This is a genomic window from Streptomyces sp. R-74717, assembly GCF_047305335.1.
GTDB classification, from domain to species: Bacteria; Actinomycetota; Actinomycetes; order Streptomycetales; family Streptomycetaceae; genus Streptomyces; species Streptomyces atratus.
Genome location: NZ_CP102361.1, coordinates 2,127,542 through 2,142,082, shown reverse-complemented (window position 1 = coordinate 2,142,082; position 14,541 = coordinate 2,127,542). Strand labels below are relative to the sequence as shown.

Annotated in this window: 16 protein-coding genes; 9 read left to right on the top strand and 7 right to left on the bottom strand. The window is 67.1% G+C overall.

The features are described from left to right. Positions 1 to 90 precede the first annotated feature (90 nt). The 6 genes from NRF20_RS09620 (at position 91) to NRF20_RS09595 (ending at position 5,061) form a co-directional block, all read left to right on the top strand. Positions 91 to 1,254 (top strand): ROK family glucokinase, encoded by a 1,164-nt coding sequence (locus NRF20_RS09620; protein ID WP_266356528.1) that lies wholly within the window; start codon positions 91 to 93, stop codon positions 1,252 to 1,254. A gap of 14 nt (positions 1,255 to 1,268) precedes the next feature. Next, on the top strand, positions 1,269 to 1,859 hold the full coding sequence (locus tag NRF20_RS09615; protein ID WP_398634488.1) for a hypothetical protein: 591 nt from the start codon (positions 1,269 to 1,271) through the stop codon (positions 1,857 to 1,859). A 307-nt stretch (positions 1,860 to 2,166) separates the two neighbouring features. Then, a complete protein-coding gene (locus tag NRF20_RS09610; protein WP_398634487.1) occupies positions 2,167 to 2,409 on the top strand; it encodes a hypothetical protein in 243 nt (80 codons plus the stop codon). Positions 2,410 to 3,198: 789 nt separating this feature from the next. Continuing rightward, entirely contained in the window at positions 3,199 to 3,606 is a 408-nt protein-coding gene (locus tag NRF20_RS09605) for a DUF2795 domain-containing protein (RefSeq protein WP_398633478.1), read from the top strand. Between the two features lie 65 nt (positions 3,607 to 3,671). Next, complete coding sequence (locus NRF20_RS09600; RefSeq protein ID WP_413752402.1) at positions 3,672 to 4,235, top strand: hemerythrin domain-containing protein; 564 nt, start codon at positions 3,672 to 3,674, stop codon at positions 4,233 to 4,235. A 52-nt stretch (positions 4,236 to 4,287) separates the two neighbouring features. Continuing rightward, positions 4,288 to 5,061 (top strand): VOC family protein, encoded by a 774-nt coding sequence (locus NRF20_RS09595; protein WP_413752401.1) that lies wholly within the window; start codon positions 4,288 to 4,290, stop codon positions 5,059 to 5,061. Between the two features lie 11 nt (positions 5,062 to 5,072). Here the strand turns inward: NRF20_RS09595 and NRF20_RS09590 are convergent, their stop codons facing one another. Genes NRF20_RS09590 through NRF20_RS09580 form a run of 3 tightly spaced genes read right to left on the bottom strand, consistent with a single transcriptional unit; the run spans position 5,073 to position 8,336 of the window. Next, entirely contained in the window at positions 5,073 to 6,128 is a 1,056-nt protein-coding gene (locus NRF20_RS09590; protein WP_398634484.1) for a hypothetical protein, read from the bottom strand. Positions 6,129 to 6,132: 4 nt separating this feature from the next. Continuing rightward, positions 6,133 to 6,627, bottom strand: coding sequence for a nucleotide disphospho-sugar-binding domain-containing protein (locus NRF20_RS09585; protein WP_398634483.1), 495 nt, complete (start codon positions 6,625 to 6,627; stop codon positions 6,133 to 6,135). A 47-nt stretch (positions 6,628 to 6,674) separates the two neighbouring features. Beyond that, entirely contained in the window at positions 6,675 to 8,336 is a 1,662-nt protein-coding gene (locus NRF20_RS09580; RefSeq protein WP_398634482.1) for an MFS transporter, read from the bottom strand. Between the two features lie 161 nt (positions 8,337 to 8,497). Between NRF20_RS09580 and NRF20_RS09575 the strand changes: the two genes are divergently transcribed. After that, positions 8,498 to 9,508 (top strand): helix-turn-helix transcriptional regulator, encoded by a 1,011-nt coding sequence (locus NRF20_RS09575; protein WP_398634481.1) that lies wholly within the window; start codon positions 8,498 to 8,500, stop codon positions 9,506 to 9,508. A gap of 235 nt (positions 9,509 to 9,743) precedes the next feature. Further along, positions 9,744 to 10,589 (top strand): IS5 family transposase, encoded by an 846-nt coding sequence (locus NRF20_RS09570; protein ID WP_413752400.1) that lies wholly within the window; start codon positions 9,744 to 9,746, stop codon positions 10,587 to 10,589. A 458-nt stretch (positions 10,590 to 11,047) separates the two neighbouring features. Here NRF20_RS09570 and NRF20_RS09565 read toward each other — a convergent pair whose 3' ends face one another. Continuing rightward, complete coding sequence (locus NRF20_RS09565) at positions 11,048 to 11,362, bottom strand: hypothetical protein (protein ID WP_413752399.1); 315 nt, start codon at positions 11,360 to 11,362, stop codon at positions 11,048 to 11,050. A 28-nt stretch (positions 11,363 to 11,390) separates the two neighbouring features. Between NRF20_RS09565 and NRF20_RS09560 the strand changes: the two genes are divergently transcribed. After that, positions 11,391 to 11,636, top strand: a complete 246-nt coding sequence (locus tag NRF20_RS09560) for a hypothetical protein (RefSeq protein WP_398635106.1) — start codon at positions 11,391 to 11,393, stop codon at positions 11,634 to 11,636. On the opposite strand, the gene NRF20_RS09555 is transcribed toward NRF20_RS09560, so the two are convergent. From NRF20_RS09555 to NRF20_RS09545, 3 genes are all read right to left on the bottom strand, one after another. Further along, on the bottom strand, positions 11,593 to 12,102 hold the full coding sequence (locus tag NRF20_RS09555; protein WP_398635105.1) for a hypothetical protein: 510 nt from the start codon (positions 12,100 to 12,102) through the stop codon (positions 11,593 to 11,595). The two genes, NRF20_RS09560 and NRF20_RS09555, sit on opposite strands and share 44 nt — an antisense overlap. Before the next feature lie 614 nt (positions 12,103 to 12,716). Further along, the gene (locus tag NRF20_RS09550) at positions 12,717 to 13,619 is read right to left on the bottom strand and encodes a JmjC domain-containing protein (protein ID WP_398635103.1); all 903 of its coding nucleotides are present in this window, start codon (positions 13,617 to 13,619) and stop codon (positions 12,717 to 12,719) included. Positions 13,620 to 13,653: 34 nt separating this feature from the next. Next, positions 13,654 to 14,523 carry a JmjC domain-containing protein gene (locus tag NRF20_RS09545; protein WP_405683383.1) on the bottom strand — a complete coding sequence of 290 codons (870 nt, stop codon included), beginning with the start codon at positions 14,521 to 14,523 and terminating at the stop codon, positions 13,654 to 13,656. Between the last annotated feature and the right edge of the window lie 18 nt (positions 14,524 to 14,541).

Genomic DNA, 14,541 nt, shown 5'->3' with positions numbered 1-14,541 from the left:
GCGGTGCCCCGGCAGTGGCAGAATCGAGGCCGACGGGCGCAGTCCGCCGCCGGGAGCACCGCCCCCGGCCCCCCAGACCCCGCAGGGACGATGAGCACGTACCGCGACTTCACACACCGCGGCTCCGCCCGCGCCACCGTCCTGCGGACCGTAGGCACCCGGGAGCGGCGCTCGCACCTCACGGCGCCGCGGGTACCCACCGTCGGCATCGACATCGGGGGCACGAAGGTGATGGCCGGCGTCGTCGACGCCGACGGCAACATCCTGGAGCAGCTGCGCACCGAGACGCCGGACAAGTCCAAGAGCCCCAAGGTCGTCGAGGACACCATCGTCGAGCTGGTCCTGGACCTCTCCGACCGGCACGATGTGCACGCCGTCGGCATCGGGGCGGCCGGCTGGGTCGACGCGGACCGCTCCAAGGTGCTCTTCGCCCCGCACCTCGCCTGGCGCGACGAACCACTGCGCGACGCCCTCGCCTCCCGCCTCGTCGTCCCCGTCATGGTCGACAACGACGCCAACACCGCCGCCTGGGCGGAGTGGCGCTTCGGCGCGGGCCGTGGCGAGGACCACCTCGTCATGATCACGCTCGGTACCGGCATCGGTGGCGCGATCCTGGAGGACGGTCAGGTCAAGCGCGGCAAGTACGGCGTCGCCGGTGAATTCGGCCACATGCAGGTGGTGCCCGGCGGGCACCGCTGCCCCTGCGGGAACCGTGGCTGCTGGGAGCAGTACAGCTCAGGCAACGCCCTGGTCCGCGAGGCCAAGGAGCTGGCCGCGGCCGACTCCCCGGTGGCGCACGGCATCATCGAGCGGGTCAAGGGGAACATCCCCGACATCACCGGGCCCCTCATCACCGAACTGGCCCGCGAGGGCGATGCGATGTGCGTCGAACTCCTCCAGGACATCGGCCAGTGGCTCGGCGTCGGCATCGCCAATCTGGCCGCCGCGCTCGACCCTTCCTGCTTCGTCATCGGAGGCGGCGTCAGCGCCGCCGACGACCTCTTGATCGGCCCCGCCAGGGAGGCCTTCAAGCGCCACCTCACCGGCCGTGGCTACCGCCCCGAGGCCCGCATCGCAAAGGCGCAGCTCGGCCCGGAGGCAGGTATGGTCGGCGCCGCCGACCTGGCCCGGCTGGTGGCCCGCAGATTCCGCCGTACCAATCGTCGCCGCGTCGAGCGGTACGAGCGGTACGCGCAGATCTACGACCAGGCCGCGAGCACCATCCGTAATACGCGCAGCACTCGCACCTCCTAGGGATCTTCACAGACATGACCGCAGCCGAGCACCCCGTCCTGCCGCGCCAGTCCTCGCCGCCCGACGACGACAAGCCGCCGCAGGACCGGCGCCGGGTGATCCGCCGCCGCCTGATCACGGCGACGATCATCGTGCTGCTCATCGGCATTCCGGCCGGCTATCTGCTGATCTCCGCGGGGCAGAGCCGCCGCTCCGGCCAGAACAAGGAGGCCGAGGCCTCCGCACAAGGGCTCAGGGAGGGCTGGCCGTCCCGGATGCAGCGCCGGATCTTCGAGCTGCCGATGCCCGGCAACGCCCTGGACGTGCAGTACTACGAGACCAACAACTGGAAGGCCAGCCGGCTGTACGTGGAGTTCCGTACCACGTCCGCCGGGCTCGACCGGTTCCTGAGTCGGCTGGGCAGCGGCCGCGCCGCCCTGGAGACCGGCAAGGTCAGCATCGGCGACCGCGACCAGAAGATCACGGGCTGGAGCTTCGGTCCCGGCGTCGAGTGGGCGGGCACCACGCACACCAACAAGGACCCGCGGCCCACCCAGGACATCACCGTCAACATGTCCGATCCGATGAACCCTGTCGTATATGTCGTATCCGCGGCGACCCCCTGACCGGAAGCCGACAGACCGCTCAAGGCCCTGCCCGCCGACTTGCGGACGGTCCGGGGGCTCGGTACCCCGCCGAGCTGCGCTCGGACGAGGCAAAGACCTCTGCCCGCGACCTCAATCCGCCTCGCAGCGCGGCGGGGGCAACGGCGCTTGGGCTATGGGAGTGATTCCGGCAGAACCGTCGGGTCGCAGTCCACGCGCTGCCGGAGGATCGGTGCGCCCTTTCGCTAATGTCCAGGGCGCCGCGCCTTCGCGGGCGTACGTGCAGGCACCCCAGCTCATCGATTCCCACAGCAAGGAATGATCATCCATGGCCGTGTGCGAGGTCTGCCACAACGACTACGAGCTGGCATTCGAGGTGCGTGCCGCGGGAGGGGCCGTCCACGTCTTCGACAGCATCGAGTGCGCCGCCCAAAAAATCGCCCCGACCTGTATCAACTGCCAGTGCCGCATCCTCGGCCACGGCCTGCAAGCCGACGGACGGTTCTTCTGCTGCGCACACTGCGCGCGTGCGAAAGGTTTGTCCCGGTCCCAGCTCGTGGATCACGCCTGAGCCCCTCGACCCGGTCGCCGGACCACATCCGACCTTTGCGGGACACCTGCGCCAGCTCGCCCGCCGCGCCATGGCCTCCCCGTCATCGTGGCTCTCCGGGGCGGCGTGACCTGGCGCCTCGCGATGCTCCAGACCCCCGTTCCAGGTCTGAATCGCACCGTTGGATCTTCCTGAGCGCGACATTCCTGAGACGGCCATCTCGATTCCTGAAGACTGACGCCGCGGGCCGCCGGGGGCGCGTCGCCGGGCTCATCCATGCACGGTCAGGACACATCGATCGGGCATCGAGGGCTTCTCTTTGGCTGCCGAGTGTGACCAACCGAGCTGGGCCCCCTGTAGCCGGGTGGTCTTCTGGTCCCGGGGATTGACCAGTTCGTCGGCGAGGTGACGTACTCATCGGACGAGGCCGGGACCCGGACTGGTCGGCTGCAGGATGCTGATGTCCTGCAAGCCCTGCCCCTACTCCATGCTGCGACCGCTGTCCCGGGTCGCGGCGGAGTCTGCAGCCTTCGGCGTATCTGCTGCACAGTCCGGGTCTTCGCGGCTGGACAGGCGTGTTCGTCGGAGTTTCGATGGATATCTGCCGTACTTGGAGCGGTTGTGCGGCAGAGGGGTGGCCGAGCCTCGGGCACGTCGGCATGTGAGGCCCGGCACGCTGACGTGGGGAGCCTGTGTGCATGGGTATTGCAACGGCCGGTCGTGCGGCCCTCGTCAGATGATCCCGTGGCACGTCCGCCGTCTGGATCGCGCCCATTCTGTGCACCCGCCCGACAAGGAGGTGTTCCCGCCATGGAGCGAGGAAGCAGCCGGCTCAGCCCCCATGAGGACGATCAGCGCAAGCACGAACTGCAGGGATTCCTGCGGTCCGGCCACATCACCCGCGTAAGCGAGGCGTACGACCCCGAGCCTCCCGCCGACGACGACGTGCGCGTTGACCCGGGCGGCCCCGTCCCCCCACCCGGTGAGGAACGAGAGCGGGCGCGCGCCGAGGCCGAGGCCGAGGAGCTCAGAGCCGAACTCGCGCGTCGCCTGAGCCGCACGGTCTTCCCTGCGGATCGCGCGTCCCTCCTGCGCACTCTTTCCGGCTCGTACGCTCCGGACGCGCTGATGGACGCGGTACGAGAACTTCCCACGGACGACCGGTATGCGAACGCCGGAGAGATCACAAGAGCACTGGGCTACCGGCCACGCGTCTGAACCTCGGCAGGGCAGATCTGGGTTCACATGGGCAGGCGTACGGCGAATTCAGGGAAGGGAGTGTCATGGGACACGGCGGCGATGTGATCGCGGAGCTCACGGCAGATCATCGTGAGCTGGAGGCGCTGTTCGCGCAGATCGAAGCGCAGCCGGTCGACCATCCCCAGCGGCGTGAGCTGGCGGACCGGCTGACCGCGGAACTGGTACGGCACTCGGTCGCCGAGGAGTTGCACCTGTATCCGGCGGTACGCAAGCACCTGTCGCACGGTGCGGTACTGGCGGACAAGGAACTCGCCGATCACGCCAAGGTCGAGCAGATGCTCAAGGACCTCGAAGGCCGTCACGCCGACGATCCACAGTTCAACGACATCGTCGCGAAGCTGAAGTTCGAGGTCGCCTCCCACGTGCGCGGGGAAGAGCACGAGCTGTTCCCGAAACTCGCAGCGTCCTTCCCGCCCGAGAAGCTGGACGAGCTCGGGCGGCTGGTGCGCCGGGCCAAGGAAAAGGCTCCCACTCGCCCCCACCCTTCCCTCCCGAACACCCCGCCCGCCAACAAGCTGCTCGTGCCCGGGGTCGGACTGGTGGACCGCGTACGCGACCTGCTCAGCAGCCGCACGACCACAGACTGACCCCCGACTCCGGCATACCTCACCGTCCGCCACGCATCCGGAGGCGCTTCGAATGCCGACCCTCGAAAGAATCATGCCGGTGATCGGCGCGCCCTGCTGGGTGCATCTGATGGCAAAGGATCTGCACGCAGCACAGTCCTTCTACACCGATGTCATGGACTGGAAGTTCAGGACCAGCACACTCGGCAGTAACTTCTCGGTGGCTCTGGCGCACGGCAAACCGGTCGCCGGAGTCGGATGCTGCTCACCCGGTGGTCCTCCTGCCGTCTGGACCCCGTACTTCGCCGTCAAGAACGCGGATGACACGGCGGGCCGGATCAGCGAGCACGGCGCCACGCTCGCCGTCGGCCCTCTTCCCCTGGGTGAGGGCCGCGCAGGGATCGCCGCCGATCGGGACGGCGCCACGTTCGGATTCTGGGAAGGCCCGGCACTGGCCTGGTCCGTGGGGCGGGGCAGCGCACCCGCCCGGCTGGACCTGCAGACCCGCGACGCGTTCGAGGCCGCCGTTTTCTACGCGGAGGTCTTCGACTGGGCCCAGCCTCCCGGCGGCTGCACGGTCGACTACGCGCATGACCACGTCCTCATCCAGGCCGCGGGGCACACCGTCGCCACCTTGCGAGGCGGTGGTATCGAGAACCACCCGGACCCGGGAATCAGACCACGGTGGGTCGTCGACTTCCACGTCGAAGACAGCAAGCGGGCCGCGGCGGCCGCCGTCGCGGCCGGGGGCGATTCCTCACCGGTTCCCTCACTCGCCGGTGCCCCGAACGACGCCTTCATCATCCGCGACTCCGATGGCGCCCTCTTCACCGTGTCCGACAATTGACGGCAGCCACCTCATCCAGCGTAATCACGTCGACTGCACCGCCGACCGGGTGCGCGGCTGTAGCAGCGCACGCACCATCCAAATCCGAACTCGGGGTCCGACCGGCACAGCGCATGGCGGACGTTGCGCTTGCGGGTCATGGATGTCGCGCGAGTCGGACTTGGGCGGACGCCGGTGCGTACAACTGCGTGAAATGGGTGCCCTGTTGCGCGTGCGGGCGCCGCTTCTCGCAGGCGGACGACAACCAGGGCGATGTCGTCACTGGCGCCTCTGCTGACGCCGAGGTGAGTCAGGAGAGTGTCAGCGACGTGTTCCGGATCGAGCCCGGTGCACCTTTCCACGAGGGCGTCGGTCAGTCGGTGAATGACGGTGTCGTTCCCGAGCAATCCGGGCAGCAGCTTGTCCTCGATCTTGCCCTCGCGGTCCTCCGAGACCAGTTCGGCACCCCAGCTCCCCGGACGCAGGTTGCCCGGCTGCGACATCCGATGGAGGAAGTCGCCCATCTCGCCCCACAGGGGAAGCCCGGCCTGTGTCCGGTCGTTCATGGGCCCGAAGGCGTTGAATCCGGCACTGGCCCACTGCAGGAGCCGTTCCTTTCCTTCGTCCTCGGGCCACCCCAGCAGATCTGGTACCACGGCCAGTGGGAACGCGACTGCGAAGTCCCGGACGGCGTCGAACGACCCCCGCTCGACGAGTTCCCGCACCAGCCGATCCGCCCAGGAGGTGACGTACTCCGTGATGTCAGCCATCGCACGGGGCTTCAGGTGCCGCGCCACCAGACCACGTACGTAGGCGCGGTACGGCGGGTCACTGGTGAAGCTGCTTCCCTTCTGCGCCTTGTTCAGGGCGTCCGTCAAACCCACGCCTTCGCCGGACACGAACGTGCTGTGGCGGTGCAGAGCCGAATACACCTCGTCGTAGCGGGCGGCGCAGTGAACCTGATGGGAAGCCAGAAAGACCACCGGCGCAGCATCGCGAAGAGCGCTGTACACCGGATACGGGTCGGCGATCGACAAGTCGGTGTACGGATCGAGATCGGTCCGAGGGATCGTCAATGTCGAAGTCACTGCTTCACCTTCCCCGCGCGACGAGGTCTTCGATCAGCGGAACCATGCCTATGGCCGTTGGCGCGGTTGCGGCCTGCTGTGCCAGATCCCGGGCCCTGGAGCAGTACGAGGAGTCCCCCAGCATCTCCTTGACGACCCGCGCGATCGCCTCAGGAGTGCCTTCCTCACGGTAGAGCGTCCGCGCGCATCCGTAGACCGTGAGGCGTTTCAGGGCCGGGACGAAGGCCTCGAACGGGTTGAGGATCAGCTGCGGTGTGGCGGTGTTGATGGCGTTGACCGCCGTCAGGCCGCCCGCCGGATGGATGATCACCTCACAGGTGGGCAGGATGGCCTCCAACGGAATCCAGCCCGCTCGAACCTGCGGGTACTTCTCCTCGATCTGCTTCCCCTCCGCCTCGCCGATGGCCACGACGACTTCGACCTCGAGTTCCAGCAGCTCCTCCACGATGGCCGAGATCCGGTCCATCGCACCCGGGAAGGCGAACCGAAAGCTCCCCATCGTCAGGCACACCCGCCCCCTGTCCGGCGCTGAGCAGGAGGCGCTCTCTAGGAGGCGCGGGTCTGTCCGGCGTTGACTCCGGCGTCCGGCGCCACGCCGTTTGCGTACTCCTCTCCCCACTGCTGGGCATCCGATTTGGGCCGGGGGATGAGGAAGGTCGCCAGCATTCCGAGTGCTAGCAGCGCGGCGCAGGTATAGCCGTTGATCTGGATCGCGTGGGACATGGCATCACGAGCGGCGTCAGCGGCGGATGCCGTCTGCGGGTTCTCGCTCAGCCCGGAGATCATCGCGCCGGCGCTGTCGGAGACCGCCGAGGACAGCTGGTCCGCTCCGGATGCGGGCGTTCCCTGCTTGACAAGCCGATCCGACAGATCGGAGGCCAGCGCCGTGAAGAACGTCGACGTCAGAATCGCGATGCCGAGTGCGGAGCCGAGTTGGCGCGCGGCGCTCTGGATTCCGGATCCCTGGCCGGCCTGCTGCGGCGGTACGTCCGCCAGGACGACGTTGGTGACCTGCGCAGTGGCGAAACCGACCCCCATGCCGTACAGGAACAGGGCGATTCCGATGACCCACCACTGGGAGTCGCTGCTGGCCAGCAGGCCGAACATCAACAGACCGACGGCCTCAAGGACCAGGCCGATCCGGACCAGGCCGATAGGACCGGCCTTCTCGGCCATGCCGAAGCTCGCACCGCTCGCGAAGAAACTGCCGATCGCGACGACGAAGACCAGCAGCCCGGTCTGGACCGCGGAATACCCCAGGGTGTACTGGAGCCACAGAGGCAGCACAGCGAGCATGCCGAACTCGGCCAACGCGATGATGAGCGTCGCGATATTTCCCGTACTGAAGGAATTGATGCCGAACAGCGAGGTGTCCATCAGCGGCGCCGTGCCGTTTTTCCGGGTCAACCGCACCTGCAGGAACAGGAAGAGTACGAGGCATGCCACTGCGATGACCAGGGCGACCGGGATGACCGACAGATTCACCCCGTCCCTGAAGGGACCGAAGTTCTTCCGCGGCTCCCACCACCCGTAGTTGCGTCCCTCGATCAGTCCGAACGCGAGAAGTCCCAGGCCCAGCACCGACAGCACTCCGCCGGCAGCGTCGATCCTTCCTGGCTGCCGAGGGGACTTCTGCAGGAACTTCATGACGCCGGCAAGGATCAGCAGTACGACAACGATGTTGATGCCGAAGGCCCACCGCCAGGAGTAGTCGGCGAGCCAGCCGCCCAGCAGCGGTCCGACCGCGGCGGCCGCTCCGATCGTGGATCCCCAGATGGCGAAGGCCTTGCCTCGGTCCGGGCCCCGGAAGGTCATGTTGAGCAAAGCCAGCGACGTCGGCATGATGATCGCGCCACCGATACCCTGCGCGAACCGGCTGGCGATCAGCAGATCCCCGGTGGGCGACAGTGCTGCGGCGATGCTGGCCAGTCCGAAGATCACGGTTCCGATCAGGAACAGTCTGCGCGCTCCCAGGATGTCCGAGAAGCGGCCCATCACCAGCAGCAGAGCGGCCAGAACGATCGCGTAGGACTCCTGGATCCACTGGGCACCGAAAGCCGAGATCTCCAGGTCATCGATGATGGGCGGCATCACCACATTGACGATGGTGAAGTCCACGACCACCAGCGAGACACCGAGGGAAATGGCGACCAAGCCCAACCAGGCGTCCCGGTTGGTCGGTGAGGGCCGAGTTGGATTCTCGGACACTGCGTACCTCCGTTCTGTTCGATGCAACGCACCCGGATCGGTCGCCGAGGGCGAGGTACTGGGGTTGGCGGGGGACGCGTCTCGCCCCCGAGCCAGTGCTACCTTGACGGAAGAAGAGGACGCATTCTGACCTCTACTGACACCAATCCGGAGGGCAATCCGTGATCGCCAACCGAACGCTGGAACTTCTCAGTCTGCTTCAGGCCCAGAAGGAGTGGACCGGCGACGGTCTGGCCGAGCGGCTGGGCGTGTCCCCGCGGACCGTCCGGCGCGATATCAATCGGCTGCGCGAACTCGGTTACCCCGTCACGGCGACGAAAGGCCCTTCCGGCTACTACCGGTTGTCCCGCGGAGCGCGACTGCCTCCGCTGATAGTCGACGACGAGCAGGCCATCGCCATCGCGCTGGCCCTCCAGACGGCGCCGGCCTCGGTGACCGGCATGGGGGACGCCACGAAGCGTGCGCTGAACTCCATCAGGGAGCTCCTGCCGCCCCACCTGGCCCGCCGGCTTGCGACCTTCTCGATCGAACAGATCGAGAACGCCTGGGAGCTTGCCCCGCCCCAGGTCGATCCCGCACTGCTGGCGCAACTGAGCGCCGCCGCGCAACAACGTGAACTGGTGAGGTTCTCCTACCGTTCCATCAACCTCGACTCGGTGGAGGACAGCGAGGTCCTGGCCGAACCCCACCGGCTCGTCGTCTGGTCCGGACGCTGGTACATGGTGGCTTACGACCAGCACAGGAACTCCTGGCACACCTACCGGCTCGACCGCATCAGAGATCTGGTCCCCACCGCTTGGCGATTCGGCCGGCGGGACGTTCCCGAAGCGGACATCACCCGCTTCGTCCAGGGCCAGCCCGATCGTGGAGATACCGCGGACGCCTGGCCCTGCTGGGGCACCGTCCTGATGGAGTGCCCCGCGACGCTGGTGGCGAAATGGGCTCCGGGCGCGGCGAGTTTCGAAGCGATCGACGAGCGGATCACCCGGATTCGGATGGGAGCGTGGTCGTGGTCAGCGCTCATCGGCTTCCTGGTCACCTTCAACTGCCGTTTCACCGTCGAAGGCCCGCCCGAACTCGCCGAAGCGGCCCGCGAAGTGATCGGCCGCCTCGACGTCGAGATCCCCCTGACCGGCGAGCACTCGGGGCCGTCAGCCGGAATCCCCGCCTGAGAGGGCGTTCGCGTTACTTTTGTAGAGCTTTGAGGACCTTTGCCTCTTGCCGTGATTGGTCGTATACGGGGGAAGCAAGCGAAATGTCGCAGCTATTGAAGCGGGCCTGACTTTGCGCTTCGTGCGGGTTGGAGGAGATAGCTCCTGTCCGGTTCGAATACGTAACGGATAGCCGCATTCGTATCGCTCGATCGAGCGATATGCCGGAACAGGGACCGCATGCGTCAGTATCCCCATGACCTCACCTCAGCAGCGCAAGCCGTACCCGAGCGACCTGTCCAACGCCCGCTGGGCCCTGATGGAACCGGTCCTGACGGCCTGGCGAAACGAGCGGCAGAAGACCTCGCTCAACCTCGGCGGCAAGGTTACCGACCTGCGTGAAGTGATGGACGCGATCCTCTTCGTCAACCGCACCGGCGTCCCGTGGCGCTACCTGCCGCACGACTTCCCGCCGCACACCACCGTGTTCAGCTACTTCAGCGCCTGGTCGGCCGACGGCACGATCGAGAAGCTCGGCGTTCGCCTGCACCGACTGGTCCGTGAGCAGGAAGGACGCGCCGCCGAGCCGACCGCCTGCGTCATCGACGCGCAGAGTGTCAAGACCGCTCCCAGCGTGCCCATCGACACCCAGGACACCGACGCCGGCAAGAAGATCGTAGGCCGCAAGCGCAGTATCGCCGTCGACACGCTCGGCCTGTTGCTGCTGGTCATGGTGACCGCGGCCAGCGTCTCGGACAACGAGGCCGGCAAACAACTACTCACCCAGATCTCCGGTTCCCACCCCACGATCACCAAGGCGTGGGTCGACACCGGCTACAAGGTCCAGGCCATCGAGCACGGTGCCAGCCTTGGCATTGACGTCGACGTCGTCCCGCGGAACACCCAGGTCAAGGGCTTCTCAGTAGTCCCGCGACGCTGGGTGGTGGAACGCAGCTTCGGATGGATCATGATGCACCGCCGCCTCGCACGCGACTACGAGACCAAACCCGCCCACTCCGAGAGCATGATCCGACTCGCGATGATCTCGAACCTCGCTAAACGAGCAACCGGCGAAACGCCCATAACTTGGCACAATCCATGAACCATTCCTCATTCAAACGGGACGTCCTCGCAGGCCGGGCGGCCAGCCCCGACATCACCCAATCAAGTTCAGTAGATTCCCCCGGCGATGTGAGATCTCGTGAGATAGGGGAGCGTGGGCAGGTGAGTGAGACGGCGACTGAAACCCTGCGATACCGCTTTGACGGGCCGGAAGACGCACCGGTCCTGGTCCTGGGCCCCTATCTCGGTACCACATGGCACGGGTTGTAGATCGTTTCCTGTGCGGTCCAGGTGGTCCATGTGAGGCGCGTAAGTGCAGGTCAGGTCTTTGTGGTCCAGGTGCGTCGAAGCTGTTGGTGATAGGCGTGTGAGAGGTGGCGAGCCCCCGTCGGATTGTGCCGGCGGGTCCGGCTCTGGGGAGCTCGATGCGGTCTTGTCGGGCTCTGGTCGTCCACGTCGCTCCTGCTGCGGGCAGGCGGTGACGACGCTGTGGTGCGTTCAGCGAGGGTGCCTTCTGCGGATGGGGAGGACGCTCAGGGCCATGATGGTGCCGTCGTTGTGGAAGGAAATCGGCCCGTTCCATCTGCCGGTTCCGTGGGTGTTGTGCGGGGTCGAGCGGCTCTGGAAGGCGGCCTGACGGTATTCCTCCACACGGCCCTTCTTGATTAGTTCGTACAGGTGCTCGGCCATGCCGGAGAATGCCTCGATGCGTACGGACCCCATACGGAAGACATGGTCCGTGCCGACGAATTTCGTGCCGCCGACTTGGATGTCTGCGTCGTCAACGCTTGATGTGGCGGCGAAGGTGGGCACGTCGTAGTGCTGTCGTCCCCTCGAGCAGGTGACCGACGCGCACCACCGCCTCGCCCTGGTCCTCGCGATCGTCAAGCGCAGCGACGACATGCGTGGCTTCGTGGTGCTGCCCAGGCGGTGGATCGTCGAGCGCCTCTTCGCCCACCTGATGCGAACCCGTCGCCTGGTGCGCGACTTCGAGCGCCGCACCACCAGTGCCGAGGCGATGGTCTACTGGTCGATGATCCTGCTCATGACGCGCCGCCTGGCCCGGCCACACCCTGCGCGAGCGTGAACCGGCCCGGTGCCAGCTCGGTCAGCCAGCCGCGCGCGACCAGTCGTTTCGCCTTCGACCGCAGGGCCTCCACCCGCGCCGGCACCACCTCCATGCCGAACATGGCAGCCATCTCCTGGCAGGTCAGCGGACCTTGCCCGAGCCGGAGACGGTCCGCGAGGGTCTGCAGGATGCACTGGTAGTCCACCGAAAGCACCGACCAGGAAAGGCCCTCACGCCACACCGGCACCTGCGACTTCGACTTCGCCGCATCCCGTGGACCCGGGGCGTCCTCCGTGTCGGCGGTGCCGCCGCCATGCGGAGCCAGCACCGTATCGACCCGCCTGCGAGCGATCGCCCACTCCTTCCATTCCTGCTCGGCCACGGCCAGCTCGGCCTGGATGCGGTCGGCCTCCTCACGCAGCCCGTCGACCCGACGGCGAGCGGCGAGCTCGTGCTGTTCCAGCAGTCCGACAACCGACGGCATCCGCGATCTCCCAGGGAGCGACAACACGACAGGCCACGACTCCCACGGAATCACCACCCCTATGCCTGACCAGCGAAAACGCCGTCCTCAAGTCCGGAAAGACAACAGCTTCTCAGCGCGGAACGGTTGGTTCGGCTCTGATGCGATGGGCCCAGATCTGGGCCCATCGGGCACTGGCCTGGATCTGCTCTGGCGTCCCGGCCTGCCAGTGGTAGTAATTGTCCAGGGTGACGTGTTCTCCCGGACACTCCATCTGTTTGGCGACGCCGGGCCCGGCGGAATGTCGTCCTGCCCCGCGCACGTCGTTCACATCGCCAGCAGGGACCACGACGGCGCCGAGGCCGCCCTCGCGAAGAGACCTGCCGATCGTCACGACTCGCCGTCACCATTGGCTTGCCGACACCGGGCACCGCGGGGATCGCCGTGCAGTCCGGCCCCGCTCAGCCCAGGGCGCCGGGTCCAGGACAGGTAATACGTCTGGTAAGCGCAGATGAACCTGCGATGACACATGCGCCCAGCGCGGAGCGTCTCGTCGCCCGCATCGCGAGCCGGCCGCGCACCCGGGTCCATGCCAGTGCCTGCGCCTCCCCTCTCACCTCGCCCTCACAACCGGGTCAGCCCAGCAGTGCGCTCAAAGAACCCTCGGTGGTGTGCTGTTCGCGGCGCATCGCGCCCCGGGCCAGATGTACCAGCTCTTCTGGCGTGAGGGCGGTGAGCGTGCGGTGAAAATGTGCGATGAGGTCGTTCGTGGCCCCGGTCAGCGCTGCGTCGTCGTTGGGCCGGGCGGGCAGTCCGCCGCCGTCCAGCAGGAGTGCCTCAAGAACGGCGTACAAGTGGGCGGAGCCGGCCTCGCGGACCGTGAACGAGAGGTGAGCGGACGCGCTCCCCCCGGCGGCTTCGGCCACATGCGCGAACCCCCTCGGTACGTAGAGGACTTCGCCCTGACGCAGAACCACGTCCAGCAGCGGATCCCCCGGGTCGCCGTCCACGCGCTCGGGCTGCCAGTTCCCGCCGGGCGGTCCCGGATACACACGCCACCGCTTCGAGCCGTGTATCTGCACGGCCAGCACGTCGGTGTCGTCGCGGTGCACAGCACGGCCCTGCGTCCCTGGCGGGGTGAGAAAGAAGAACGCCTCCACCTGGCGTTGAAAACACTCCGCAAGCCCATCGGCCAGTTCCCGCACGCCTGCGTGCCACTGGTCGACGTACCGCAGAAGGAGCGTGGCTCCCTCATCGCCGATCAGTCGGCGCACCGCCCCGGCATCCACGTAGCGGTTGTCGATCCCGCCCAGGACGACACGGGGGGAACAGTAACGCTCCTCCGGTACAGGACCGTCCTCGTGCACGAGCGTCGCGTAAGGGGTGGTGAGGAGACCTGCATCCAGGATGCTGTCCAGCTCTGCAACCGTCAGCATCTCCATCGGGGGTGTGCGGGGATGCAGTACAGCGGGTGTGCGGCGCCACAGGGTGTGATGAAATGCCTGCTCGTCGTCCACAAATCGTGCAAGCGGGTCCATCGTTGCCTCTCCATGTTCCATGCCGTCGGCGTGATCAGACAGTCTGACGGTTGCTGTACGCACGCGGTCGTGCCCGGCCGATGACATCATCCGGGGTGACTGCGTCTAGCCGCGCGCTGAGATGGTCCAGGAGGTCGGCCGCGGTGCGCAGTAGGGCGTCATCGTCCAGCGGACGGCCCGGCAGAGCCAGGCCGTCGACGATCCCCGTCAGGAGAGCGGTGCGCAGATGCTCCGCACCGGCTTCCCTCACCACCACTGTCAGATGAGCCGACGAGGAGTCGCCCACGGCCGCGGCGGTGTGCGCGAAACCTCTGGGCACGTACAACACTTCACCGGCCTCAAGGACCGTGTCCAGCAGTGGCGCTCCCGGATTCTCCTCGCGGACCGGCGCCCAGTCGCCGTCGGCCGGCCCCGTGTACACCTGCCAGTGCTTGGCACCGCTGAGCTGGATCGCCAGCAGGTCCCCGTCGTCCCGATGCACCGGACCCCGGCGGCCGGGACGACTCAGGAAAAAGAACGCCTCGACAAGACGGCCAAGCCGCTCGGCAACGCCCCTCGTGAGTTCACGCACCGGGGGATGCCATTGGTCGACGTAACGGAACTGCAGGGTCGCCCGTTCCTCATCGATCAGTCGTCGGACCGCCGCCGCATCAACGTACCCCTGGGCAGGGCTCCCGGTGATGACGCGCGTCGGACAGAAACGCTCGTCGGCGATGCTCCCCTGTGCGGTGTACAGGCCGACATACGGAACGCGCAGCAGCCCCGCGTCGAGGAGCGCGTCCACGTCCGAGAGTGTCAGCACCTCCAACGGCGGGTCCTGCGGCCGCAGAAGCACCGGTTCCTTCCGCCAATACGTACCCAGGAGCTGCTCCACGTTCGGTACGCACCGTTCCAGCCAGTCCATTGTTCCGTCCCTCTCTGA

Bases quoted from the DNA above. Each gene is read 5' to 3' on its own strand.
- NRF20_RS09610 (WP_398634487.1), top strand. From the start codon at position 2,167: ATGGCCGTGTGCGAGGTCTGCCACAACGACTACGAGCTGGCATTCGAG.
- NRF20_RS09605 (WP_398633478.1), top strand. From the start codon at position 3,199: ATGGAGCGAGGAAGCAGCCGGCTCAGCCCCCATGAGGACGATCAGCGC.
- NRF20_RS09550 (WP_398635103.1), bottom strand. From the start codon at position 13,619: ATGGACCCGCTTGCACGATTTGTGGACGACGAGCAGGCATTTCATCAC.
- NRF20_RS09545 (WP_405683383.1), bottom strand. From the start codon at position 14,523: ATGGACTGGCTGGAACGGTGCGTACCGAACGTGGAGCAGCTCCTGGGT.
- NRF20_RS09555 (WP_398635105.1), bottom strand. From the start codon at position 12,102: ATGCCGTCGGTTGTCGGACTGCTGGAACAGCACGAGCTCGCCGCTCGC.
- NRF20_RS09595 (WP_413752401.1), top strand. From the start codon at position 4,288: ATGCCGACCCTCGAAAGAATCATGCCGGTGATCGGCGCGCCCTGCTGG.
- NRF20_RS09570 (WP_413752400.1), top strand. From the start codon at position 9,744: ATGACCTCACCTCAGCAGCGCAAGCCGTACCCGAGCGACCTGTCCAAC.
- NRF20_RS09615 (WP_398634488.1), top strand. From the start codon at position 1,269: ATGACCGCAGCCGAGCACCCCGTCCTGCCGCGCCAGTCCTCGCCGCCC.
- NRF20_RS09620 (WP_266356528.1), top strand. From the start codon at position 91: ATGAGCACGTACCGCGACTTCACACACCGCGGCTCCGCCCGCGCCACC.
- NRF20_RS09600 (WP_413752402.1), top strand. From the start codon at position 3,672: ATGGGACACGGCGGCGATGTGATCGCGGAGCTCACGGCAGATCATCGT.
- NRF20_RS09585 (WP_398634483.1), bottom strand. From the start codon at position 6,627: ATGGGGAGCTTTCGGTTCGCCTTCCCGGGTGCGATGGACCGGATCTCG.